At 46.4% G+C, this 22,667-nt stretch carries 18 protein-coding genes and 1 pseudogene; 11 read left to right on the top strand and 8 right to left on the bottom strand.

What is annotated here, in order from left to right:
• Window positions 1-3: 3 nt before the first annotated feature.
• From ilvD to GLV81_RS11950, 4 genes are all read right to left on the bottom strand, one after another.
• The gene (ilvD, locus tag GLV81_RS11965; RefSeq protein ID WP_157479073.1) at window positions 4-1,692 is read right to left on the bottom strand and encodes a dihydroxy-acid dehydratase; all 1,689 of its coding nucleotides are present in this window, start codon (window positions 1,690-1,692) and stop codon (window positions 4-6) included.
• 17 nt (window positions 1,693-1,709) lie between these two features.
• Window positions 1,710-2,615 (bottom strand): branched-chain amino acid transaminase, encoded by a 906-nt coding sequence (locus tag GLV81_RS11960; protein WP_157479072.1) that lies wholly within the window; start codon window positions 2,613-2,615, stop codon window positions 1,710-1,712.
• 230 nt (window positions 2,616-2,845) lie between these two features.
• Window positions 2,846-3,961 carry a 3-isopropylmalate dehydrogenase gene (gene leuB / locus GLV81_RS11955; RefSeq protein WP_157479071.1) on the bottom strand — a complete coding sequence of 372 codons (1,116 nt, stop codon included), beginning with the start codon at window positions 3,959-3,961 and terminating at the stop codon, window positions 2,846-2,848.
• Between the two features lie 129 nt (window positions 3,962-4,090).
• Window positions 4,091-5,299, bottom strand: coding sequence for a 2-isopropylmalate synthase (locus GLV81_RS11950; RefSeq protein ID WP_157479070.1), 1,209 nt, complete (start codon window positions 5,297-5,299; stop codon window positions 4,091-4,093).
• Between the two features lie 212 nt (window positions 5,300-5,511).
• Here GLV81_RS11950 and GLV81_RS11945 point away from each other — a divergent pair, with 212 nt between their 5' ends.
• From GLV81_RS11945 to GLV81_RS11900, 10 genes and pseudogenes are all read left to right on the top strand, one after another.
• Complete coding sequence (locus GLV81_RS11945) at window positions 5,512-7,062, top strand: hypothetical protein (RefSeq protein ID WP_157479069.1); 1,551 nt, start codon at window positions 5,512-5,514, stop codon at window positions 7,060-7,062.
• Between the two features lie 470 nt (window positions 7,063-7,532).
• On the top strand, window positions 7,533-7,781 hold the full coding sequence (locus tag GLV81_RS11940) for a hypothetical protein (RefSeq protein ID WP_157479068.1): 249 nt from the start codon (window positions 7,533-7,535) through the stop codon (window positions 7,779-7,781).
• Between the two features lie 224 nt (window positions 7,782-8,005).
• A complete protein-coding gene (locus GLV81_RS11935) occupies window positions 8,006-8,656 on the top strand; it encodes a hypothetical protein (RefSeq protein ID WP_157479067.1) in 651 nt (216 codons plus the stop codon).
• 301 nt (window positions 8,657-8,957) lie between these two features.
• Window positions 8,958-9,554: a YeeE/YedE family protein gene (locus GLV81_RS11930; protein WP_157479066.1), complete on the top strand. Its 597-nt coding sequence runs from the start codon at window positions 8,958-8,960 to the stop codon at window positions 9,552-9,554.
• 12 nt (window positions 9,555-9,566) lie between these two features.
• On the top strand, window positions 9,567-9,980 hold the full coding sequence (locus tag GLV81_RS11925) for a DUF6691 family protein (protein ID WP_157479065.1): 414 nt from the start codon (window positions 9,567-9,569) through the stop codon (window positions 9,978-9,980).
• A 408-nt stretch (window positions 9,981-10,388) separates the two neighbouring features.
• A complete protein-coding gene (gene rpoC / locus GLV81_RS11920) occupies window positions 10,389-14,681 on the top strand; it encodes a DNA-directed RNA polymerase subunit beta' (protein ID WP_157479064.1) in 4,293 nt (1,430 codons plus the stop codon).
• Between the two features lie 644 nt (window positions 14,682-15,325).
• A complete protein-coding gene (locus GLV81_RS11915; RefSeq protein WP_157479063.1) occupies window positions 15,326-16,231 on the top strand; it encodes a DUF4249 domain-containing protein in 906 nt (301 codons plus the stop codon).
• 106 nt (window positions 16,232-16,337) lie between these two features.
• Window positions 16,338-17,282 carry a thioredoxin-disulfide reductase gene (gene trxB / locus GLV81_RS11910; protein ID WP_416438664.1) on the top strand — a complete coding sequence of 315 codons (945 nt, stop codon included), beginning with the start codon at window positions 16,338-16,340 and terminating at the stop codon, window positions 17,280-17,282.
• Window positions 17,283-17,370: 88 nt separating this feature from the next.
• Window positions 17,371-17,691, top strand: a pseudogene (gene folB, locus GLV81_RS11905) (dihydroneopterin aldolase); the annotation flags it as partial.
• Window positions 17,692-17,795: 104 nt separating this feature from the next.
• Window positions 17,796-18,524 (top strand): tetratricopeptide repeat protein, encoded by a 729-nt coding sequence (locus GLV81_RS11900; protein WP_157479060.1) that lies wholly within the window; start codon window positions 17,796-17,798, stop codon window positions 18,522-18,524.
• Window positions 18,525-18,635: 111 nt separating this feature from the next.
• Here the strand turns inward: GLV81_RS11900 and GLV81_RS11895 are convergent, their stop codons facing one another.
• The 4 genes from GLV81_RS11895 to GLV81_RS20405 all read right to left on the bottom strand — a co-directional run bounded on the left by GLV81_RS11895 (window position 18,636) and on the right by GLV81_RS20405 (window position 20,985).
• The gene (locus GLV81_RS11895; RefSeq protein ID WP_157479059.1) at window positions 18,636-19,241 is read right to left on the bottom strand and encodes an MATE family efflux transporter; all 606 of its coding nucleotides are present in this window, start codon (window positions 19,239-19,241) and stop codon (window positions 18,636-18,638) included.
• Window positions 19,242-19,247: 6 nt separating this feature from the next.
• Complete coding sequence (locus tag GLV81_RS11890; protein WP_197428265.1) at window positions 19,248-19,865, bottom strand: MATE family efflux transporter; 618 nt, start codon at window positions 19,863-19,865, stop codon at window positions 19,248-19,250.
• A 225-nt stretch (window positions 19,866-20,090) separates the two neighbouring features.
• Window positions 20,091-20,444, bottom strand: coding sequence for a 3-hydroxyacyl-CoA dehydrogenase family protein (locus GLV81_RS20410; RefSeq protein WP_246185963.1), 354 nt, complete (start codon window positions 20,442-20,444; stop codon window positions 20,091-20,093).
• Window positions 20,434-20,985, bottom strand: a complete 552-nt coding sequence (locus GLV81_RS20405) for a 3-hydroxyacyl-CoA dehydrogenase NAD-binding domain-containing protein (RefSeq protein ID WP_246185962.1) — start codon at window positions 20,983-20,985, stop codon at window positions 20,434-20,436. The genes GLV81_RS20410 and GLV81_RS20405 overlap by 11 nt, the downstream gene beginning before the upstream one ends.
• A 223-nt stretch (window positions 20,986-21,208) precedes the next feature.
• On the opposite strand from GLV81_RS20405, the gene GLV81_RS11880 reads away from it, so the two are divergent.
• Window positions 21,209-22,552: a dihydrolipoamide acetyltransferase family protein gene (locus tag GLV81_RS11880; protein ID WP_157479057.1), complete on the top strand. Its 1,344-nt coding sequence runs from the start codon at window positions 21,209-21,211 to the stop codon at window positions 22,550-22,552.
• Window positions 22,553-22,667 lie beyond the last annotated feature (115 nt).

Raw genomic sequence — 22,667 nt, 5'->3', positions numbered from 1 at the left:
ATTTTATTCGCTGTCGGTAACGCAACCTTCGGCTGCACTTTTTACCTGCTTGGCGTATTTATACAAAATACCTTTTGTTACATTGAGCGGACGGGCAGTCCATGCAGCACGACGTTGTGCTAATTCTTCATCCGAAATTTTGAGGTTAATGCTGTTGTTGACGGCATCAATTTCAATGATGTCATCATCTTTTACCAGTGCAATATTGCCGCCTTCAAAAGCTTCGGGAGTGATGTGGCCTACCACAAAACCATGTGTGCCACCACTAAAACGACCATCGGTAATGAGGGCTACACTTTTGCCCAAACCCGCACCAATAATGGCACCTGTAGGTTTCAGCATTTCGGGCATACCCGGTGCGCCCTTGGGGCCGATGTAGCGAATGACGACGACATCGCCGGCTTTTACCTTGCCAGAAGCAATGCCATCAATGAATGCTTTCTCACCTTCAAATACACGGGCTGTGCCTTCAAAACGTTCGCCTTCTTTACCAGAAATTTTGGCCACACTACCACCAGTGGCAAGGTTGCCGTACAGTATTTGCAAATGACCGGTGGCTTTCAATGGTGTTTCCAGAGGCATAATGATTTTCTGCTCTTCGAAATTCAAATCGGGAGCAGAGGCTAAGTTTTCTGCAAGGGTTTTGCCCGTTACAGTCAGGCAATCGCCGTGCAGCAAACCCTTCGACAACAGGTATTTCATGACGGCAGGAACGCCACCGTATTTATGCAAATCTTCCATCAGGTACTTACCACTCGGTTTGAAGTCGGCCAGTACTGGCACTTTATCGCTGATGGCCTGGAAATCGTCCTGCGTTAATGACACGCCAATGCTTTTTGCAATGGCAATCATGTGTAGTACCGCATTGGTACTTCCACCCAATACCATAATCACTGTAATCGCATTTTCAAATGCTTTACGGGTCATGATGTCGCTGGGCTTAATGTCTTTTTCCAACAGTACTTTAATAGCTGCAGCCATGCTGTCGCATTCTTTTTGCTTGTCTTCACTCAGGGCCGGGTTGGAAGAGGAGTAAGGCAAACTCATACCCAATGCTTCAATGGCACTGGCCATGGTATTGGCGGTGTACATACCACCACAAGCACCGGCACCAGGACAAGAATTTTTGATGATGCCTTTGAAATCGCCTTCATCCAACTGGCCGGCAATTTTTTTGCCCAATGCTTCAAAAGCACTTACAATATTGAGGTCTTCGCCTTTGTAATGACCGTGTGCAATGGTGCCACCATACAACATGATAGAAGGACGGTTGAGGCGGGCCATGGCCATGACAGAACCGGGCATGTTTTTATCGCAACCCGGAATGCATATTAACGCATCGTAGTACTGTGCACCGGCGTTTGTTTCAATGCTGTCGGCAATTACATCGCGGCTTACCAGGCTGTAGCGCATGCCATCCGTACCCATGCTGATGCCGTCACTCACACCAATGGTGTAAAAACGCAAACCAAGTAAATCATCTGTTTTGTTGATATTGTCTCTTACCGAAGAAGCGAGATCATTCAAGTGCATATTGCAGGGGTTTCCGTCCCAGCCCATAGCGGCAATGCCCACTTGTGCTTTGCTAAAATCCTGCTCTTTAAAACCAATGGCATAGTACATGGCCTGTGCCGCTGGTTGTGTTTCATCTTGTGTAAGCGTCTTACTGTATTTATTCAATTCGTTTGGCATGTCTGCTTTATTTATTGCTATGCAACCACGGTTGCTTTTGTATGAATGGGTTGTGCTACTACCAACTTTTTGTACGCTTGCTGCACTTGTGCACCAAGGCTTTCAGCCCAGGGCATGGGCAGGGTAGTATTGTCTATTTGTTGTATGCCGATGACTTCAGCAGCAGTGCCACAGAAAAAGGCGCTGTCAGCAGTCAGTAATTCATCAGGATGAATAGGTCGTTCTTCAACGTCAATGTTGAGTGCTGCACAAAGCTGAAGTACGGTAGCCCGTGTAATGCCGGTAAGAATATGTCCTGCAGCTGGGGTAATCAGTTGGCCATTTTTTTCCATGAAAAAATTGGCGCCTGGTCCTTCGGCAATATTACCATTCAGGTCTTTTAGCAATGCTTCATCATAGCCTTTTGCTTTGGCATCCTGGCTGGCCAAAATACTGTTGACATAATGGCCGCAAGCCTTGGCCTGCATGTGAAAAGCCTTGGGATTGGGCCGCTGAAATTCACTGATGTGTACCCGCAATAATTTATCACCCAAAAAAGGTTGCATGGCCCATGCCTGTATGGTGATATTGCTTTCTTCGTTGGGATTAAAACTCATATTGGCCGGGCCGTAAATGAGTGGGCGGATGTAGGCGTCCTGCAAATCATTTCTACGCAGTACAGCATAAGTAGCATCAATCAATTCTTCATTGCTCCAGTTGTACGGCAGATTCAATGCCTGTGCCGATTTGCGCAGCCGGTCATAGTGTTCTTCCGGCTTGAAAATAGCCGTGGTTCCATGGATGGTTTTGTACGAACGAATGCCTTCGAAAACGCCATAGCCATAGTGCATGGTCTGACTGTACAAATCAATACGGGCATCTTTGGCTTTTACCAAATTACCATTGTGGTAAATGAATGTGTTGTCGTTATAATAAGTTGCCATAACCAATAAAAAAAGCCCGCTTCTTTTGCAGAGAAGCGGGCTGTTATAAAAGTGATACAATCAGGTTTACATTCAACTTGCTCCTCCGTGCAGTACAGGTACAATAATGACCATCACCACAAGAATGGTGCTGATAATAATTGTTGTATTAGCGAGCCTGTTCAACATGTTTTGCTGAGGAGTTGGCTGCGAATATATACCCTTCTGCTATAGAAAAGAACTGCGGCGTGTTAGATAATGGTAGACTTGCGCAACTCAATATTGCTTTTGTTTACCACCTCTATGGCTTTACCGTGTATGTAGTCGCAGATTAAGTCGCCTACAGTAGAGGTAAAGTAAAAATTCACGGGGTCAATGTCTTTTGTTACAAAACCGTTTTCCAGTGTCCATTGCACCGCATTGCGAACCACAGTGGCTTCGTGCTGCAACCCGAAATAATCGAGCATCATGGCAGCTGATAAGATAGCACCAATGGGGTTGGCAATGTCTTTGCCGGCAGCTTGCGGGTAAGAACCATGAACGGGTTCAAACAATGCAGTGCTATTGCCGATAGACGCTGAAGGCAACAAGCCAAGTGATCCCGTGAGTACACTCGCTTCGTCGCTGATGATGTCGCCAAACATGTTTTCTGTAAGGATGACATCAAACTGACCGGGGTTCAAAATCAACTGCATGGCAGCATTGTCTACAAACAAATATTCCACCGTTACTTCAGGATAACGGACGGCTATTTGCTGTATGGTTTTGCGCCACAGGCGGGATGTTTCCAGCACGTTGGCTTTATCAACCAAAGTCAGTTTTTTATGCCGTTGCATAGCCGCTTCAAAAGCTAGCCTGGCAATGCGTTCAATTTCGTGTTGTTGGTAATGGCAAGTATCTGTTGCGGCTGTGCCATCTTCGTTGGTAAACTTGTCACCAAAGTAGATGCCGCCGGTAAGCTCTCTGTAAATGATGAAATCAACGCCGGTTTTGGCTTTGATTTTGATGGGCGATAAATGATGTAAAGAAGGAACAGTTTGTACAGGCCGAACATTGGCGTACAACTGTAATGCTTTGCGAATGCCCAGCAATCCTTGCTCGGGTCGCACCGTTGCATTGGGGTCGTTGTCAAAGCGGGGATGGCCCACAGCACCCAGCAATACAGCATCTGAGTTGAGGGCACTGGCTACTGTTTCCGTAGGCAATGCTGCACCCGTAGCATCAATTGCTTCTGCACCCAGCAAAGCACGTTCGTACACAAATTCATGGTTGTATACTTCGGCAATGGTGTCAAGTACCTTCATGGCTTGCTTCACTACTTCCGGGCCAATGCCGTCGCCGTATATGCTGGTAATTTTTTTAAACATAAATACCTGTGGTTAATGATGCTGGTGGCTTGCTTTTCTTACGTCACTTTTCTGGTCTGTTGCAATTGCGCATGGTCATCATTGGCCATTCATTGCCTGTCAGGCAGGTGAGTGTAGTGGGTGTGGAGGTCATCGTTTCTGAAGCGAACCCCTGATTATGCTGGTTGTGTCATCTTCTTTTTTAGGAAACAACTTCTCTGGCTTTGGCCAGTTCGTGGAGGTCTTCTTCCAGCACTTCTTTTTGCGGTCGGCTACCAGCAAAAATTCTTCGTACAAAGCATCCACATCGTCGCGGTCGAACTGGTACCCCAGTTTGTGAAAACGATGCGCCAATGCACTGCGGCCGCTGCGGGCAGTGAGAATAATTTTGGATCCTTCGGCACCTACTTCTTCGGGAGCAATGATTTCGTAAGTCTGTGCATTTTTCAGGAAGCCATCCTGGTGAATGCCGGAAGAATGCGAGAAGGCATTGCTACCCACAATGGCTTTGTTTGGCTGCACGGGCATCCGCATGGTATCGCTCACTTTTTGGCTGATGCTGTTGAGCAATTTCGGATTCACGTTGGTGTACAATCCGAGGTCGGCATGCTGGCGCAGCACCATCACTACTTCTTCCAGCGAAGTATTACCGGCTCTTTCGCCCAAACCATTGATGGTACATTCAATTTGGCGGGCACCGGCAATGGCACCTGCAATAGAGTTAGCAGTAGCCAGTCCCAAATCGTTGTGGCAATGGCAGCTCAACACTGCTTTGTCCACGTTCGATACATGGTCGATGAGGTATTGAATTTTTTCGCCGTATTGATGTGGCAGGCAATAGCCGGTTGTATCAGGAATATTCACGGTGGTGGCACCTGCAGCAATTACTGCTTCTACCACTTGTGCCAGATAAGCATTGTCGCTGCGGCCGGCATCTTCGCAATAAAATTCTACATCATCAGTAAAGCGGCGGGCAAATTTGGTAGCGGCTACGGCTCTTTCCAAAATGGCTTCACGGGTGCTGTTGAACTTGTGCTTGATGTGCATATCGGAAGTACCGATACCTGTATGAATGCGTGGCCGATGCGCACCTTTCAGCGCTGCAGCAGCCGATTCTATGTCTTTTTCTACCGAGCGGCTAAGGGCACACACGGTGGCGTTTTTAATGATGGCAGCAATTTGCTTTACCGATTCAAAATCGCCGGGAGAGGAAATGGGAAAACCTGCTTCAATAATGTCTACACCTAATGCTTCCAGTAATAATGCCAGTTCTACTTTCTCTGCTGTATTGAGTTTACATCCGGGCACTTGCTCGCCGTCGCGAAGCGTCGTGTCGAAAATAAAAACCTTATCTGCCATGCGTTGCACAATTTTCCGGGTAAAAAAATTGCAGGCTGTTTAAGTTTGTTGTTGCTTGCCTGATATTTAAACAGAAACAGCCTGCGCTGCTAAATTATCAGGTCATAAGCTCACCATTCAAACCAAAATAAGGTCCTGTTTACACTGGCCAATGCCCCGGCACCGGATGCAAACCTTAGTGTAGCAAGGCTTTTGATAATAATTAGTTTACAATGCCTAACCTTCAGCGAGACGATTTATTTCAGTTGGTCAAGAGCCTGGGAAAAGGGGAGAAGCGCAATTTTAAGCTCTACATGCAGCGCAATTCGGCCTCGGCAGAGCTGAAAGTGGTGCAACTCTTCGATGCCCTCGACAAAATGGAGGAGTACGACGAAGTGAGCATGCTGAAAAAAAACAAGGCCATTGCCAAAAGCCAGCTCTCCAACCTCAAAGCCAGTTTGTACCGCCACATACTCACCAGCTTGCGCCTCATTAAGGATGCAGAAAACATCGACATGCAGCTGCATGAAATGCTCGACCATGCCCGCATTTTGTACAACAAAGGCTTGTACCTGCAAAGCCTGCATGTGCTCGACCGCCTGAAGAGCACTGCCCGTGAATACTATCAGTTTACCTATCTGGAGCAGGCCATTTTTTTTGAGAAGAAAATTGAAGCCATGTACATCACCCGCAGTATGGATATGCGGGCCGATCTGCTGGCCGATGAAAGCGATATGGTGCAGCAACGGTTACAATCGGTGAACCGATTGAGCAACCTGAGCCTGCAACTCTACAGCTGGTACATCAAGCACGGGCATGCCCGCAACAAGTCGGATCAGGAAGCAGTGATGTATTATTTCAAAAGCCATGCACCGGCCGAGCCGGAAAGCCTGCAGGGGTTTTATGAAAAATTGTATTACTACCAGAGCCAGTCCTGGTTGTCGTTTATTTTACAAGACTACCTGAAGTATTATAAGTACAGCCAACGCTGGGTGGATTTGTACCATGCCGAGCCTGCCATGATTAAGGTGGAAACCATCCAGTACATCAAAGGCATGCATAATCTGCTGAGTGCCCACTACGATTTAAAAAATGTAGACCGCTTTTACCAGGCAGTGGAGCAATTTCAACAGTTTTACAACAGCGATTGGGTACAGTCGAATGAGAATTATAAGATTCAATCATTTGTGTACCTGTACATTTCCCGTATTCACCGGCATTACCTCGAAGGCACTTTTACAGAAGGGTTGGAAGTGGTACCCGAAATCATGCTGCAGCTGGATGAGTATAGCTTGTACATCGACCGCCACCGCATATTGGTGTTTTATTACAAAATAGCCTGCCTGTATTTTGGCAGCGGCCGTTATGACGAAACGGTAGACTACCTCAATAAAATTATTCACCTGAAAGTAGACCTGCGTATCGATCCGCAGTGTTATGCAAGATTGCTGCACCTGATTGCACACTTCGAGTTGGGCAATCATGAATTGCTGCCCTACCTTATCAAATCGGTGTATCGCTTCATGGCCAAAATGGACAACCTGAGCCATGTGGAAGAAGCCATGCTCAAGTTTTTGCGGGAATCGATGCAATTGAATGTGGCACAAATCAAACCCAAGCTCAGCAAATTGCTTGGCCAGTTGAAACGTTACGAAAACCGGGCTTCAGAAGCCAGGGCCTTTGCCTACCTCGATGTCGTCAGCTGGCTCGAAAGCAAAATAGAAGGCGTACCGGTGGAAACGGTGATTCGTAGAAAATTCATTGAGCTCTCAGCAGAAAAGTAAACGTGTTTGCTGCCTATGTTGGTCGCCTGACCAACATAGCACTGAGCATCTTTGGTGTTGCTGGTGCATTCTTTTTTGCGAAAACTAACTTTGATACAGATAATGGGTAGCAGCAGGAGTGTAAAGTAGTTGCTAGGGAGGACACCCGCAATGGCACTAAAAGAGACACACCCGTAAAGGCGGAAAACAATTTCTATATACTATATGCATATGAAGTTTGTCAAGACAAATTATATGATACGAAAATCAATTCAAAGAATATTGGTAGGGTTGCTTATTATGTCTATTAATTTGATTTTACCCCTTAATTTGTTTTTGAAGGTAGTTTGCTTCTATTGGGCAAGTATTCATTTTATTTCACTTTTCACCTTAAATTTTTCAGGATTATATTTTGAAATTAATGGGATGCTTTGTTTTAGAAGAAGATTTAAAAATATTACTTCCCCCCTTCAGCAATTAGGGGTATTCATTTGGCGAATCTTAAAACTTGGCAGAAGTATGGCTTTTATACTTCAAGTATTATTGCGCCTGGTTTTACTTTTCCTTATCTCACATTTTCCATGTTAGATGGTGATGGAAAAAGTTGTGAGCATAAGGTGTTTGTGAATACTTTTAAAGAAGATGGGAAGGAATTACAGTTCTTTTTGGATAAGCTTCAAGAATTGAATCCATTTTACAAGTTTCCTAATATTGAAGAGTTTAATTCAAACTTTAAATAACATCTACGTTCCTGCCATTGTTGGTCGCCTGACCAACATAGCACTGAACATCTTTGCTGTTGCTGGCGCATTCTACTTCAGCGAAAACTAACTTTGACACCGATAACGGGTAGCAAGCAGGAGTGTAAATTAGTTGCGGGGGATAACAGCTGTAATGGCGAGACTCTTAGCGGAGTAATTAAAAAAGTGAAAGTTGCCATGTCCGCTATTCTAAAAAGTAAAACATGAAACAGCTATCTTTTTGGCTATTAGTTTTCACAATTGTCAGCTGTTCGCTCATTAAAGATGATGCTAATAAAAATTGCCAGAAATTTCAAACATACTTTGGAGCAAAGGATGACTCGAATTATATTAAATGGAAAATTGGTTACTTACAGGATCGACTCGAAATAAAATCTATTTTTAAAGGTACAGATTCACTCGAATTCAGACTATGGCTTCCAGGAATATTTAGTGTCGATTCAACCTGGCATTTGGTTCGTTATAAACTGAACAATCGAAATGAATGGGAATTAGTTGTTACAAATTTTCGATTCGAATGGATAGGAGTAGAAGAATACATTGACAGCTATATGACAGTAAGTGAAAAAATTTTAACACCGGATACCACTATTCTACATTTATTACTAGCCAACACCCCACTTTTATCAAACAGTCAAACTTTTAATGATAGTTGCATTAATTATATAAAGGGCCCTTATAAACAGATTTTCATGGAATATGCAACCCCATGTTCTTATTGGGGTACAGAATTTTGGAGCCCAAATAAAGTCGATGATTCTTGCAAAAGTGAAAGTGATATTTTATTTAATAAACTGTTGCAAGGTCTTCAGAAGCAAAACGGTCTAGAATTTATTATTAACTACATTCAATAATTTCTGTCTTTGTTGGTCGCCTGACCAACAAAGAGTCGGAGCATCGTTGATGTTGGCTGCGCAATCAACATCAGCGAATAAATGCCTATTGCTTTCAGCAGAAAAGTAAAATGATATTTTGGGTGAGCATGCGTCCGTGTGTTTTGTCACCGGGGCAGGTGAGGAGACTCATTACTGGCCGTGATGCTGGTCATTGAGCCGCTACAGGCGTTTGGTAATTTTACATAGCTGAAAATGAAAATGGCCGACCATGGGCTGTTGCTATGTCCAGCACTGTATTCTCCAACCAAATCCTCTTTTTATGCTCGATTTTCTCATTCAGGTAAGAGACTTCATAGCTCAACCCTGGCCCTGGTATGTAGCAGGCCCAATGCTGGCATTGGTGATGTTCATCCTGCTGTATTTCGGTCACGAATTCGGCATCTCCGACAACTTCCGCCTCATGTGTGCGGCCGATGGTGCCGACAAGATGAACGACTTTTTCAAAATCAACTGGCAAACAGGTGAGTGGAACCTGCTGGTGGCATTGGGTGCCGTATTTGGCGGCTATATGGTGTCGCATTATTTCCTTGGCGATCAGGGCAACATTACCCATATCAGCGATGCTACGGTGGCCAGCCTGCAAGAAATAGGAGTGAAAGTTGAACAGGGCAAAGTACCCATGGTACCCGAGTTTGTGGGCTGGGATGCATTGCTGACCTGGCAGGGTTGGCTCATGCTGGCGGGTGGTGGTTTGTTTGTGGGCTTTGGTTCCCGCTATGCTGGTGGCTGTACTTCGGGCCACGCTATTAGTGGTTTGAGTGCATTGCAACTACCATCGCTGATTGCGGTGGTGGGCTTTTTTGCCGGCGGCTTGTTGGTTACCTATTTCGTGTTACCCCTTTTGTTCCCCCTCTAAAACCGAACCGTTATGAGAATGTCTCGTTACATATTCGTAGGCATGCTGCTGGGTTTCATTTTGTACAAAAGCGAAGCCGTATCCTGGTTCCGCATTTATGAAATGTTCCGCTTTCAGAGCTTCCACATGTTTGGCATCATTGGCTCCGCCATTGTTTCCGGCATCATCATTGTACAAATCGTGAAGCGCCGCCATGTCAAAAACGTGGAAGGCAACGAAATCACCTTCAACGATAAAAACAAAACCATTTACCGCTACCTCATTGGTGGATTCATATTTGGTGTGGGTTGGGCCTTGGCAGGTGCCTGTCCGGCCCCCATGTTCATATTGCTGGGTAGTGGCAAAACTGTGTTTATTGTGTATTTGATAGCCGCCATGACGGGTACTTACCTCTATGGCGTACTGCGGCCAAAGCTGCCTCATTAACAACGACTGCCTGCTTTTGTACACAGCCCGCTTCACAGTGGGCTGTTTTTTTGGGGGGTATAAACGCCACAAAGATTTGCCGCCTTTGTTGGTCGCCTAACCAACAATGCAACCCTTTCCGAATCATGCAAAATTGGATCTCATCGCAACCTTTGCTGTCAAATCCGCCATTTTTCCACCCTTTTTTACCCAGGCAGGCGCTTTCTATATATAATAATACAGCGGCTGCTTGTTTTTTGGGCTGCTTCGCTTACTTTTGCCAGCTCAATTGTGCAGGAGTATCTAAGTTGCAGAACGAATCCGTTGATTTATAAGCACTTGTGTCGTCTTCCGACTGCCTTAACAATAGGCCGATTCGGAGGCGATATTCTATTGTCAGTACAGTTGTAAAAAAACGTCAGTTGTAATATGGCCATCAAAAAAGACAATCGACCCAAGTCAAACTTCACCAGCATTACCATTAGCCTGGCCAGTCCCGACTCCATACTGGAGCGCAGCCACGGCGAAGTGCTGAAGCCCGAAACCATTAACTACCGCACCTACAAGCCCGAAAGAGATGGCCTGTTCTGCGAACGCATTTTCGGTCCTGTAAAGGACTATGAATGTGCCTGCGGTAAGTACAAGCGTATCCGCTACAAGGGCATCGTGTGCGACCGTTGCGGTGTAGAAGTTACAGAAAAGAAAGTACGTCGTGAACGCATGGGCCACATCAAACTGGTGGTGCCTGTAGTACACATCTGGTACTTCAAAAGCCTGCCCAACAAAATTGGTTACTTGCTGGGTATGAGCTCTAAAAAGCTCGAAACAATCGTGTATTACGAACGTTTCGTGGTAATTCAGCCCGGCATCCGTGCCGATAAAGGCCAGAACTACGGCGACTTGCTTACAGAAGAGGAATACCTCGATATTCTGGATGCATTGCCAAAAGACAACCAATACTTGTCTGACGACGATCCCAATAAATTCATCGCCAAAATGGGCGCCGAAGCGGTTAGCGATTTGCTGAGCCGTCTCGACCTCGATCAGCTGAGCTTCGACCTGCGCAACTCTGCCGCCAACGAAACCAGCCAGCAGCGCCGTGCCGACGCCCTCAAGCGTTTGAGCGTGGTTGAAGCTTTCCGCGATGCCAGCACCCGTATCACCAACCGTCCTGAGTGGATGATCATGCAGTACATTCCGGTGATTCCACCAGAACTGCGTCCGTTGGTGCCTTTAGATGGTGGCCGTTTTGCATCATCTGACCTCAACGACCTCTACCGCCGGGTTATCATTCGTAACAACCGCTTGAAGCGCCTGTTGGAAATCAAAGCGCCTGAAGTAATCCTGCGCAACGAAAAGCGGATGCTGCAGGAAGCCATCGACAGCTTGTTCGACAACAGCCGTAAGAGCAACGCTGTAAAAGCTGAAGGTGGGCGTGCCCTTAAATCACTCAGCGATGTGCTGAAGGGTAAGCAGGGTCGTTTCCGTCAAAACTTGCTCGGTAAGCGTGTTGACTACTCTGGTCGTTCTGTAATCGTAGTTGGCCCCGAACTGAAGCTGCATGAGTGCGGCCTGCCAAAAGATATGGCTGCCGAACTCTTCAAGCCATTCATTATCCGCAAGCTCATTGAACGTGGTATTGTAAAAACAGTAAAGAGTGCCCGTAAACTGGTGGACCGCAAGGAAGCCGTGGTTTGGGACATTCTCGAAAATATTCTGAAAGGCCACCCTGTCATGCTGAACCGTGCCCCAACACTGCACCGTTTGTCTATCCAGGCCTTCCAGCCCAAGCTGATTGAAGGTAAAGCCATTCAACTGCACCCGCTGGTAACCTCAGCCTTCAACGCCGACTTCGACGGTGACCAAATGGCCGTGCACGTGCCTTTGAGCAACGCCGCCATTTTGGAAGCCCAGTTGCTGATGCTGAGCTCTCACAACATTTTGAACCCACAAAACGGTACGCCTATTACCCTGCCTTCTCAGGACATGGTACTCGGTCTGTACTATATTTCAAAGGGTAAAAAGACCACCGAAACTGAAAAGGTTCGTGGCGAAGGCATGGCCTTCTACAGCCCCGAAGAAGTAATCATCGCCTTCAACGAAAAACGCATTGACCTGCACGCCAACATTAAGGTGAAGGTGAATGTGCGTAGCAAAGAAGGTGTGCTGGAAAAGAAACTGCTCGACACAACAGTAGGTCGGGTAATCTTCAACCAGTTTGTACCTGAGGAAGTAGGTTTTGTAAACGCTGTACTGACCAAGAAGAGCCTCCGCGAAATCATTGGCGACATCGTTGAAATTACCAACGTTCCAAAAACAGCCAAGTTCCTCGATGATATCAAGCAGCTTGGTTTCCGCATGGCCTTCAAAGGTGGTCTGTCATTCAGCATCAACGACCTCATCATCCCCGATGTGAAGCAGGAGCTGTTGGAAAACGCCAAGGCTGAAGTGGAAGAAGTGTGGGAGAACTATAATATGGGTCTCATCACTAACAACGAACGTTACAACCAAATCATCGATATCTGGAGCCGTGTAGATACACGCATTACAGAAACCCTCATTCGTGAGTTGGCCACCGACAAACAAGGTTTCAACTCTGTATACATGATGTTGGATTCTGGTGCCCGTGGTTCTAAGCAGCAGATCAAGCAGCTGGCTGGTATTCGTGGTTTGATGGCCAAGCCTCGTAAGAGTGGTTCTTCTGGCTCAGAAATCATTGAAAACCCCATCTTGTCAAACTTCAAAGGTGGTCTGAACGTATTGGATTACTTCATCTCTACCCACGGTGCCCGTAAGGGTCTGGCGGATACGGCCCTGAAAACGGCCGATGCCGGTTACCTCACCCGTCGTCTGGTAGACGTAGCACAGGATGTGGTAATTACCGAAGAAGATTGCGGCACCCTCCGTGGTATTGCTACTTCTGCGTTGAAAGACAACGAAGACATCATCGAACCACTGGCCGACCGTATTGCTGGTCGTACCAGCCTGCACGATGTGTTGCATCCGCTGACAGATGAATTGCTGATTGCTTCAGGCGAACAAATCACCGTAGACATAGCCCAAAAAATTGAAGACTCCGGTATCGATACAGTAGAAATCCGCAGCGTACTTACTTGCGAAAGCAAGCGTGGTGTGTGTGTGAAGTGCTATGGTAAAAACCTGGCAACCGGCTACACCGCTCAAGGTGGTGATGCGGTTGGTATTATTGCGGCACAGTCTATTGGTGAACCTGGTACACAGTTGACCCTCCGTACCTTCCACGTGGGTGGTGTGGCTGGTTCTGCTTCAGTAGAAAGTACCTTGAATGCCAAGTTTGATGGTATCATACAGTTCGACGGTATCCGTACTGTAAAAGGTGAAAACAACCAGGGCGAAGACGCTACCTACGTAATTGGCCGTACTGGTGAAATTCGTGTGATGGACACCACCGGCGAACGCCTGCTGAATACTCACAACATTCCTTACGGTTCTATCCTGAACGTGAAAAACGGTCAGAAGATTAAGAAAGGGGATGTGATTTGTAGCTGGGATCCGTTTAACAACGTTATCATTTCTGAAATCAACGGTACAGTTGTATTCGATAGCATTTTGGAAGGTGTTACTTTCCGCGAAGAGGCTGATGACCAAACAGGTCACCGCGAAAAAGTGGTGATCGAATCAAAAGATCGTACCAAAATCCCTGCTATCAAAATTGAAGGCAAGGATGTGAAAATGTATAACTTGCCTGTGGGCTCTCACCTTGCCGTTGATGAAGGTGCTGAAATCCGCAGTGGTCAGGTGTTGGCTAAAATTCCTCGTATCCTCAGCAAACTGCGTGATATCACCGGTGGTCTGCCACGTGTAACGGAACTGTTTGAAGCCCGTAACCCAAGCAGCCCTGCCATTGTAAGTGAAATCGATGGTGTTGTAACCTTCGGTAGCATTAAGCGTGGTAACCGCGAAATCATTGTAGAAGCTAAAGATGGTACGGTTAAAAAATATCTCGTACCGCTGACACGTCAGATTTTGGCTCAGGATGGTGACTTTATTAAGGCTGGTGCCCAGCTTTCTGAAGGCGCTATCTCACCTGCAGATATTCTTTCTATCAAAGGCCCGTTTGCCGTACAGGAATACGTGGTAAATGAAATTCAGGAAGTATACCGCTTGCAGGGTGTAAAAATCAACGACAAGCACATCGAAGTAATCGTTCGTCAGATGATGAAGAAGGTAGAAATCATGGATGCCGGTGATACCCGCTTCCTGGAGGAGGACCTCGAAGATCGCTTCGACTTCATTGAAGAGAACGACCGCATTTACGATAAGAAAGTGGTGGTTGAACCCGGCGACAGCACCAAGTTCCGTCCCGGCCAAATCATCAGCCTTCGTGAATTGCGTGAAGAAAACAGTATCCTTCGCCGGGCCGACCAAAAGCTCATGGAAGTTCGTGATGCCAAGCCTGCTACAGCCAAGCCTGTATTGCTCGGTATCACCAAGGCTTCACTGGGTGTGCAAAGCTGGATTTCTGCGGCTTCGTTCCAGGAAACAACCAAGGTATTGAGCACTGCGGCCATCCATGGCAAGCGTGACGATATGTTAGGCCTGAAGGAAAACGTGATTACCGGTCACCCAATTCCTGCCGGTACTGGTCTGCGTGACTTTGATGGCCTGATTGTAGGTAGCAAAGAAGAGTACGAAGTACTGGCTACTACCCGTCAGGTAATGAGCTTCGACGACGAAGAGTAATCTTACGCTACGAAACACATATACAAACAAAAAAGCAGGATGTAATCCTGCTTTTTTGTTGTGTGTCGTTGAAGAAGCAACTGGTTTGAAATTCAGGTGATGCTGGAAGCACCGCAAATGAACATTTGTGATCCACACTAATGTCAGATGTTGATTACCGAGAGACAATTGCCCGTCAACGCAGACCTTATGATATTGCTGGTCTGAAGCTGATTAGATAGACAGCAGGCCGAGTGCTATTACGGCTGACAGCAGTCCAAGAATCACATAAGGACGCCAATCATTGGCTTCCAATGTGTCATTTTCGGAGAAGTGTACATTTTTTTCCATACGCGGGGGTTATATAGTGAAACAATAGAGGGTTATTAGCGTCGAATGCACACAAAATCTGGGTCACTTTCCAATGAAAAGTTAATTATTTTTCGTGATATGAACCAAGACTTTTTTCAACGCTTTGATAGTGAAAATGTTAGACTAAACAGTGTTGAAACGCTGACTGGCAAAGGGTTTCAGCCAAGTCAGATGAATTAATAAGGCTTGTTATATGATTGTTTCAACATTGATAATTAAGCTCAGTAATTGAATGAACAATCAAGTGGCTCTTTCGGTGCAAAACTCTTTCCGCTTAAGTTTGTTATTCCATCATGTTTTTATCTCATTTCCATACCCGTGGCTTCACACTTCTTTTGGCTGCTTTTGCAGTTACGTTCATTTCCTGTGAAAAGGCAGTGGATATTATTCCCTCCAACCTCGACCCTGTAGTGGTAGTGGAAGGCACCATTGAAAACAATCAACCTCCTGTGGTTGTCCTCACACGTTCGCTGGCTTTTTTTGAGCAGCTCTCTGCACAGGACTTTGCCAACTCATTTGTACGCAATGCCAATGTGTTTGTAAGCGATGGCAGCCGGCGTGTACGGCTCACCGAATACCGCCGCCAGGTAGGCAATGCCAATTTTTACTTTTACAGTCTGGACAGTACCAATCCCGCACAGCTGATGATTGGCCGTTTAAATACCAGCTACAAGCTGGAAATTGAAGCGGATGGAAAACTGTACACTGCCAACACCAGCATCCCCGATATCAGCCGAAAAGTTGACTCACTCTGGTGGCAAAAGGCACCGGGCAATAAAGACAGCACGCTGGCGGTTGTTTTTTCAAGGGTTACAGACCCCAAAGGGTATGGCAATTACATCCGGTATTTTACCAGTGTCAACGATTCAGCTTTTTTACCCGGCTCCAACTCAGTGTTCGACGATAAGTTTGTAGATGGTACCACTTACGATATTCAGGTGTTCAGAGGCTTCAACAGGAATGTGGAGTTTGATCCTGAAACTTTCGGCTTTTTTAAAAGAGGCGAAAGTGTAAAAGTGAAGATGAGTAACATCGACAAAGCCACCTACGATTTTTGGAGAACCTGGGAGCAAAACCAGAGCAATGTGGGCAATCCTTTTGGTGTGCCGGTTAAAGTATTGAGCAACCTTTCCGCAGGTGCTACGGGCATTTTTGCAGGCTATGCATCACAAATTACCAGCATCAATATACCGAAGTAACGAGGCTGCTGGCAAGTTGTCCCCAACGTGCCTTCTGTTACATTAATTTGTGCGTCATTACGCAACTTTGCTGTCCCTTTTTCAAGCATTGTAAACAAGGATGATTATGGAAATAAAAGAACATGCCCACTGCCTGATTATTGGCAGTGGCCCGGCTGGCTACACCGCCGCCATTTATGCCGCCCGTGCCGGCCTCAACCCCGTTTTGTATCAGGGCATTCAGCCTGGTGGTCAGCTTACCATTACCACTGAGGTAGAAAACTATCCCGGCTATGCAGATGGTGTGCAGGGCCCCGAAATGATGCAGATTTTTGAAAAACAGGCTACCCGCATGGGAGCCGATATCCGCTATGGTATTGTAACCAAAGTAGATTTTAGCGAAAGACCGTTTAAAGTAGAAATAGACGAAGAAAAATGGATGAGTGCCGATGCGGTTATCATCTCTACCGGTGCTTCTGCCAAGTGGTTGGGTATCCCCAGCGAAGAACGCCTCAATGGCCATGGTGTAAGCGCCTGTGCTGTGTGTGATGGTTTCTTTTTCCGTGGCAAAGAAGTAGCCATAGTTGGTGCCGGCGATACAGCTTGCGAAGAAGCGTTGTACCTCAGCAAAATTTGCAGCAAGGTGCACATGATTGTTCGCAAGGGTGAAGATGGCATGCGGGCCAGCAAAGTGATGCAGGACCGTGTAAAAAACACCGAAAACATTCAGGTGTATTGGAACAGCGTAACCGATGAAATTTTGGGCGACCAAAAAGTAACCGGTGTTCGCATCAACAACACCGCTACCGGTCAAATGCAGGAAGTGCCTATCAGTGCTTTCTTCGTAGCCATCGGTCACAAGCCCAACAGCGATATTTTCAAAGGCTGGCTGGATATGGATGAAACCGGATACATTCTTACTGTGCCCGGTACGTCTAAAACCAATATTGAAGGCGTGTTTGCCGCAGGCGATGTGCAGGATAAAAACTACCGCCAGGCTGTAACGGCAGCAGGCAGTGGTTGCATGGCAGCCCTCGATGCAGAACGCTATCTGGGTGCTCTCGGCCATTAATCGAAAGCATCCCTTACTTTGCATCCCGCACAACGATTGAAACTGTTGTGCGGGATTTTTTTATGATGACCATTCACTTACAGCAACTGAAGTTTTTGCGCATCACGGCGTGTATAAAGAAGAGCAGATATTAGGCAACGACTTTGTGGTAGATGTAATCCTGCATTTTATGCCAGCGGCTTTTCCTGTAAAAGAGTTGCAGCAAACGCTGAACTATGAGCAGGTATTTGCCATTGTGCAGCAGCACATGAACATTCCTACGCCATTGCTGGAAACAGTGGTGGGCAATATTGTTGCACAAATACAACAACAGTTTCCGCAGGTGAAAGCGGGCATGGTAAGCATTGCCAAAATGAAACCACCTGTAAAAGGTTGGGAAGGCAATGTGGTGGTTTCTTTCAACTGGTAACCCAAGGATATTGAGGATGCCTTAACAACAAAACAGCTGTTTGCCCTGTTTCTTTATGTTCTAAAATGAAGGCTATGCACATTCGGTTGGTTTCAATATTGGTCATGCTTATCACAGCTGTTGCAGCAGTGGCTCAGGATCCTGCTTCGCTGATGGAAGAAGGCCGTAAGCTGGAGCAGAAACTTAAAGATGAAGAAGCGATTGAAAAATACAAGCAGGCCATTTTTATACAGCCATCCAATATTAAAGGCGTGGTAAAATGCGCTGAACTCAGTGCCTCTATTGGCAGCAGAAAAGAAACGCCGGAACAGAAAACTGTTTTTTACCAGCAGGCAAAAAAGTTTGCAGATGCTGCATTGAAACTCGATTCAAACAACGCGGAAGCCAATTACATGATGGCGGTGGTGTTGGGCAAGCTTACTGAAGTTGAAAAGAAAACAGACAACATAGTCGGCTATGTAAAAGGCATTCGTTTGTATGCAGACAAAGCGGTAAAGCTAAACCCGCAAATGGGTAAAGCATGGCATGTACTGGGCCGATGGCATTTGGAGGTGTTGAATTTGAATGCGGTAAAAAAAGCAGCACTCAAAGTAATTTATGGTGGAGTGGGAGAAGCCGATATTGAAAAGGCCATTCAGTACATGGAAAAATGCAAAACACTGGAACCCTACTACTGTCTCAACTTTCTCGATTTGGCCCGTGCTTACGAATACGACCGCAAGTATGAAAAATCAATCGGCCTGTTGGAACAACTTTCAAAACTACCCACCCGCCGCCAGGAAGACGTAACCGCCAAAGCACAAGGCGCAGTGCTGCTGCAGAAATTGCAGTAAGTTACTCGTTGCGAATCAATAGGACGCGGATAGAAATGATGAAACCGTATTTAAACAGATTCAATTAAAATTAACGCTGAGCCCTCCGTGCCCTCTGTGCGAAACCCACTCCTATATTTCTTTCTTCTTCCATCGCCCCGATAGCATATACCCAAAGGCCATCACAAAAGTGCCAATCCAGTAAATCCATTCGCTGCCCCAACCCCAGGTAATGGGCCACTTCCACACATGCAGCACCAGCGTTACATACACTACATACAATATGAGGGTGACGATTTCGATGCCGAGGTTAACGGTGGTATTGCCTGTGCCGGTAATGGCATTGAGCCAAACCGTTCCAAACGACATGAAGAGCAGCGCTAAACTAACGATGCGCAATACGGGCAACCCATACTGAATGAACGCTTCATCTTGCCCAAACACCGATAAAAACTCCACCGGAAAAAGATTGACCAACAAACAGGGTACCGCTACAAACGCCGTGCTCAACCATGTAATGCGCCACACCAATGGCAGTACTTCTTCTTTTTTATGCTGACCAATAATATTGCTCACCATGGTATTGCTGGTGGCAGCAAATGCCCATGCAAAACAGCCAAACAAGCCAAACACATTGCGCATGGTATTGCTGATGGCTAAATCACGGGTGCCATAGTGTTCTATCAAAATGTAGAAATACTCCCAGCTGGCAATGCTGATACCAAACTGCAAAATCAATGGTGCTTATTGTACCAATATGAGTTTGCTGTTCGTCGCATCGAAATACCAGTGTTTGTGCAGCTGAAATTTTTTGCCAATGCCTTTGCCATAAATAATGAGAAACACTACCAGCAACCCCATGGCTTCTGCAATAATAGAAGCATACGCTGCTCCGTTGAAACCAATTTTAGGCATGCCGAGTTTGCCGTAAATCAATCCATAATCGAGCACAATATTGGTGAGTGTTTCTGCCAGTGTGCCAATCACCAAAAACTTACTGTTGTTGGTACCTACCAGCAAGGCGTTGCGCATTTGGTACAGGTACAAAAAGGGCAAACCCCACATGCGTATTTGTAAAAACGAAACCGCCATGTCGTACTTCTGCGGATCACTTAATGCGTAGCGTAACAGCAAGGGCGTTATACTATAGTTGATGGCAATGGCCAATGCTGCAAAAAGCAAAGCAATGAATACGCCCTGACTAAAAAGTTTACCAATTTCATCAATGCGGTTTTCGCCGGCCCTGCGGGAAATGAGTGCCTGCAAGCCATTGTTGAGTCCATGACCAACAACTGCAAAAATGAGGTAGTACACACCCGTAATGCCTGCTACCGCCAATGGCAATTCGCCCAAGCCACCCAAAAAATATTGTTGGTGACGAAGTTGATTTGCGGTACCAGCATGGATGCAGCAATAGGCATCGCAATGGATAAAATTTGCTTGCGACTGGTATTGAGCTGTAAAGAATGTGATGGACTACTGGCAGACATAAGGCAGTAAAGAAAACATTGTTTCTGGAAATGAAACGACGGAAAAAAACAGCCGGCTGTGGAATGCAGCCGGCTGAGTTATATTCATTCGTTTTGCTTATTTGAACTGCGGACTCACCAGCAACTCTTTGCTACCGGCGGTGTAGGTATAAAATCCTTCACCCGATTTGGCACCCAGCTTACCGGCGGTTACCATATTTACCAGCAGCGGACAAGGGGCATATTTTGGCTGGCCAAAACCATCGTGCAAAACCTGCAAAATGCTCAGGCACACATCGAGGCCAATAAAGTCGGCGAGTTGCAACGGCCCCATAGGATGCGCCATGCCCAGCTTCATAATCGTGTCGATAGATTCTACGCCAGCCACGCCTTCGTACAAAGTATAAACGGCTTCGTTAATCATCGGCATTAAAATGCGGTTGGCCACAAAGCCAGGGTAATCATTGGCCACAGCAGGTACTTTTACCCAATGCCTTGCTCAGCTCCACAATCTGCGAGGTTACAGCTGCTTCCGTAGCATAACCGTTGATGATTTCTACCAGTTTCATCACCGGCACGGGGTTCATAAAGTGCATGCCAATGACTTTGGCAGGGCGGCTGGTGGCAGCGGCAATTTTTGTAATGGAAATAGAAGATGTGTTGCTGGCCAAAATGCAATGTGCCGGTGCAGCAGCATCTATTTCTTTAAAAATGGACAACTTGAGGTGGGTATTTTCTGTAGCAGCTTCTACCACCAAATCAGCGTTGGCTACACCAGTGGCAATGCTGGTATGCGTGGCGATGCGGCCAAGGGTGGCAGTTTTATCGGCCTCGGAAAGTAAACCTTTGGCTACCTGCCGGTCGAGGTTTTTGCCAATGGTGGCCAATCCTTTTTGCAAGGCAGCTTCACTCACATCTATCAGTTGCACATCGTATCCATGCTGGGCAAACACATGGGCAATACCATTTCCCATGGTGCCGGCGCCAATTACGGCAATCGTTTTAAATGACATCAGGCAAGATTTTTGGCCACAAAAGTAGCGGAAGAAAGGGCTTGACACATGTGAAAAAGCGTTAGCCCACCCTTGGTAATACAATATGTTGTGGTAAAAGTATATTGTTTGAGGTACTTATACGGATAGGTATCCTGCAACGCATTAAGGTCTCCGCAAACCCTTGCAGTCATTTACCTTACTTTTGCGGAGTTCTTACATCATTTGAGGAAAAACGATTGTTATGTCTGTAGTTGATTTGGTTATGCCGAAACTGGGCGAAAGCATTATGGAAGCCACCATTTTAAAGTGGCTCAAAAAGCCCGGCGACAATATTGCTCAAGATGAGCCCGTGCTCGAAATAGCCACCGATAAAGTAGACAGCGAAGTACCCAGTACAGCTGCCGGCGTATTGGCCGAAGTACTGTATAAAGAAAATGACGTAGTGCCGATTGGTGCAGTGATTGCCCGCATTCAAACTGCTGCTGGCACTGTAGCCGCTGCTGCTCCTGTTGCAGCACCTGCAGCTGCGCCAACGCCAGCTCCATCTGTCATCGAAGAGATTCCGTATCAGCCCACAACAATGCCTGAAGACATGCGGCCGGCAACAGTGCATCAGGCGGGCAGCCCACGTTTTTATTCTCCTTTGGTACTGAAAATTGCACAGGAAGAAGGCATCAGCATGGCGGAGTTGGAAACCATTCCCGGTACTGGATTGGATGGTCGGGTGAGCAAAAAAGATATGATGGCTTACCTGCAAAACAGAGGTAAATCAGTTGCACCTGCAGCGCCTTCATATCAGGCCCCGGCTGTGGCGGCTCCTGCAAGCAATGCCGTGGCTACTACAACTCCGGCTCCATCGCCGGTAAGCTATGGTGGCAATGTTGAAATCATTGAAATGGATCGGATGCGTAAGGTGATTGCCAAGCACATGACCGATAGCAAACATACCAGTGCTCACGTTACCAGCTTTGCCGAATGCGATGTAACGAACATGGTACTGTGGCGTGAAAAAGTGAAGAAGGAATTTGAAAAACGGGAAGGAGCTAAAATCACTTTTACACCACTCTTCATAGAGGCCGTTGTAAAAAGCCTGAAGAAATATCCCATGCTCAACAGCAGTGTGGATGGTGATAAAATCATTATCAAAAAAGACATTAATCTGGGTATGGCCACGGCCTTACCTACGGGCAATTTAATTGTGCCAGTAATTAAAGGTGCCGATCAGTTGAATCTCGTAGGTCTTACCAAGCAGGTAAATGGCTTGGCCGATGCAGCCCGCAATGGCAAACTGAAACCCGATGATACCATGGGCGGCACATTTACCCTTACCAATGTGGGTACGTTTGGCAGCATTATGGGTACGCCTATCATCAACCAGCCGCAGGTAGCAATTATGGCTGTAGGTGCTATTAAAAAACGTCCGGTGGTGATAGAAACCGCACAAGGCGACAGTATTGCCATCCGCCACATGATGTACATCAGCATGAGCTATGATCACCGCATTATTGATGGTGCATTGGGAAGCACTTTCCTGAACGCCGTTAGCCGTGAGCTCGAAGCTTTCGACATCAATAGGAATTTCTAATTTGAAAATGTGCCAATGTGCAAATTGGCTAATTACGATAGTTCTATAAATAATAAAAAAGTCCCGGCAGGTATCTGTCGGGACTTTTTTGCGTAAACGATATTCTTCTCATTAG

Source organism: Phnomibacter ginsenosidimutans (assembly GCF_009740285.1).
Classification (GTDB): domain Bacteria; phylum Bacteroidota; class Bacteroidia; order Chitinophagales; family Chitinophagaceae; genus Phnomibacter; species Phnomibacter ginsenosidimutans.
Note: the sequence above shows the minus strand (reverse complement) of the source record. Positions and strands in the feature narration are given on the sequence as shown.

Bases quoted from the DNA above. Each gene is read 5' to 3' on its own strand.
- GLV81_RS11950 (WP_157479070.1), bottom strand. From the start codon at position 5,299: ATGGCAGATAAGGTTTTTATTTTCGACACGACGCTTCGCGACGGCGAG.
- GLV81_RS11900 (WP_157479060.1), top strand. From the start codon at position 17,796: ATGCTTATCACAGCTGTTGCAGCAGTGGCTCAGGATCCTGCTTCGCTG.
- GLV81_RS11935 (WP_157479067.1), top strand. From the start codon at position 8,006: ATGAAACAGCTATCTTTTTGGCTATTAGTTTTCACAATTGTCAGCTGT.
- GLV81_RS11930 (WP_157479066.1), top strand. From the start codon at position 8,958: ATGCTCGATTTTCTCATTCAGGTAAGAGACTTCATAGCTCAACCCTGG.
- GLV81_RS20405 (WP_246185962.1), bottom strand. From the start codon at position 20,985: ATGTCATTTAAAACGATTGCCGTAATTGGCGCCGGCACCATGGGAAAT.
- GLV81_RS11880 (WP_157479057.1), top strand. From the start codon at position 21,209: ATGTCTGTAGTTGATTTGGTTATGCCGAAACTGGGCGAAAGCATTATG.
- ilvD (WP_157479073.1), bottom strand. From the start codon at position 1,692: ATGCCAAACGAATTGAATAAATACAGTAAGACGCTTACACAAGATGAA.
- GLV81_RS11960 (WP_157479072.1), bottom strand. From the start codon at position 2,615: ATGGCAACTTATTATAACGACAACACATTCATTTACCACAATGGTAAT.
- trxB (WP_416438664.1), top strand. From the start codon at position 16,338: ATGGAAATAAAAGAACATGCCCACTGCCTGATTATTGGCAGTGGCCCG.
- GLV81_RS11915 (WP_157479063.1), top strand. From the start codon at position 15,326: ATGTTTTTATCTCATTTCCATACCCGTGGCTTCACACTTCTTTTGGCT.
- leuB (WP_157479071.1), bottom strand. From the start codon at position 3,961: ATGTTTAAAAAAATTACCAGCATATACGGCGACGGCATTGGCCCGGAA.
- GLV81_RS11945 (WP_157479069.1), top strand. From the start codon at position 5,512: ATGCCTAACCTTCAGCGAGACGATTTATTTCAGTTGGTCAAGAGCCTG.
- GLV81_RS11925 (WP_157479065.1), top strand. From the start codon at position 9,567: ATGAGAATGTCTCGTTACATATTCGTAGGCATGCTGCTGGGTTTCATT.
- rpoC (WP_157479064.1), top strand. From the start codon at position 10,389: ATGGCCATCAAAAAAGACAATCGACCCAAGTCAAACTTCACCAGCATT.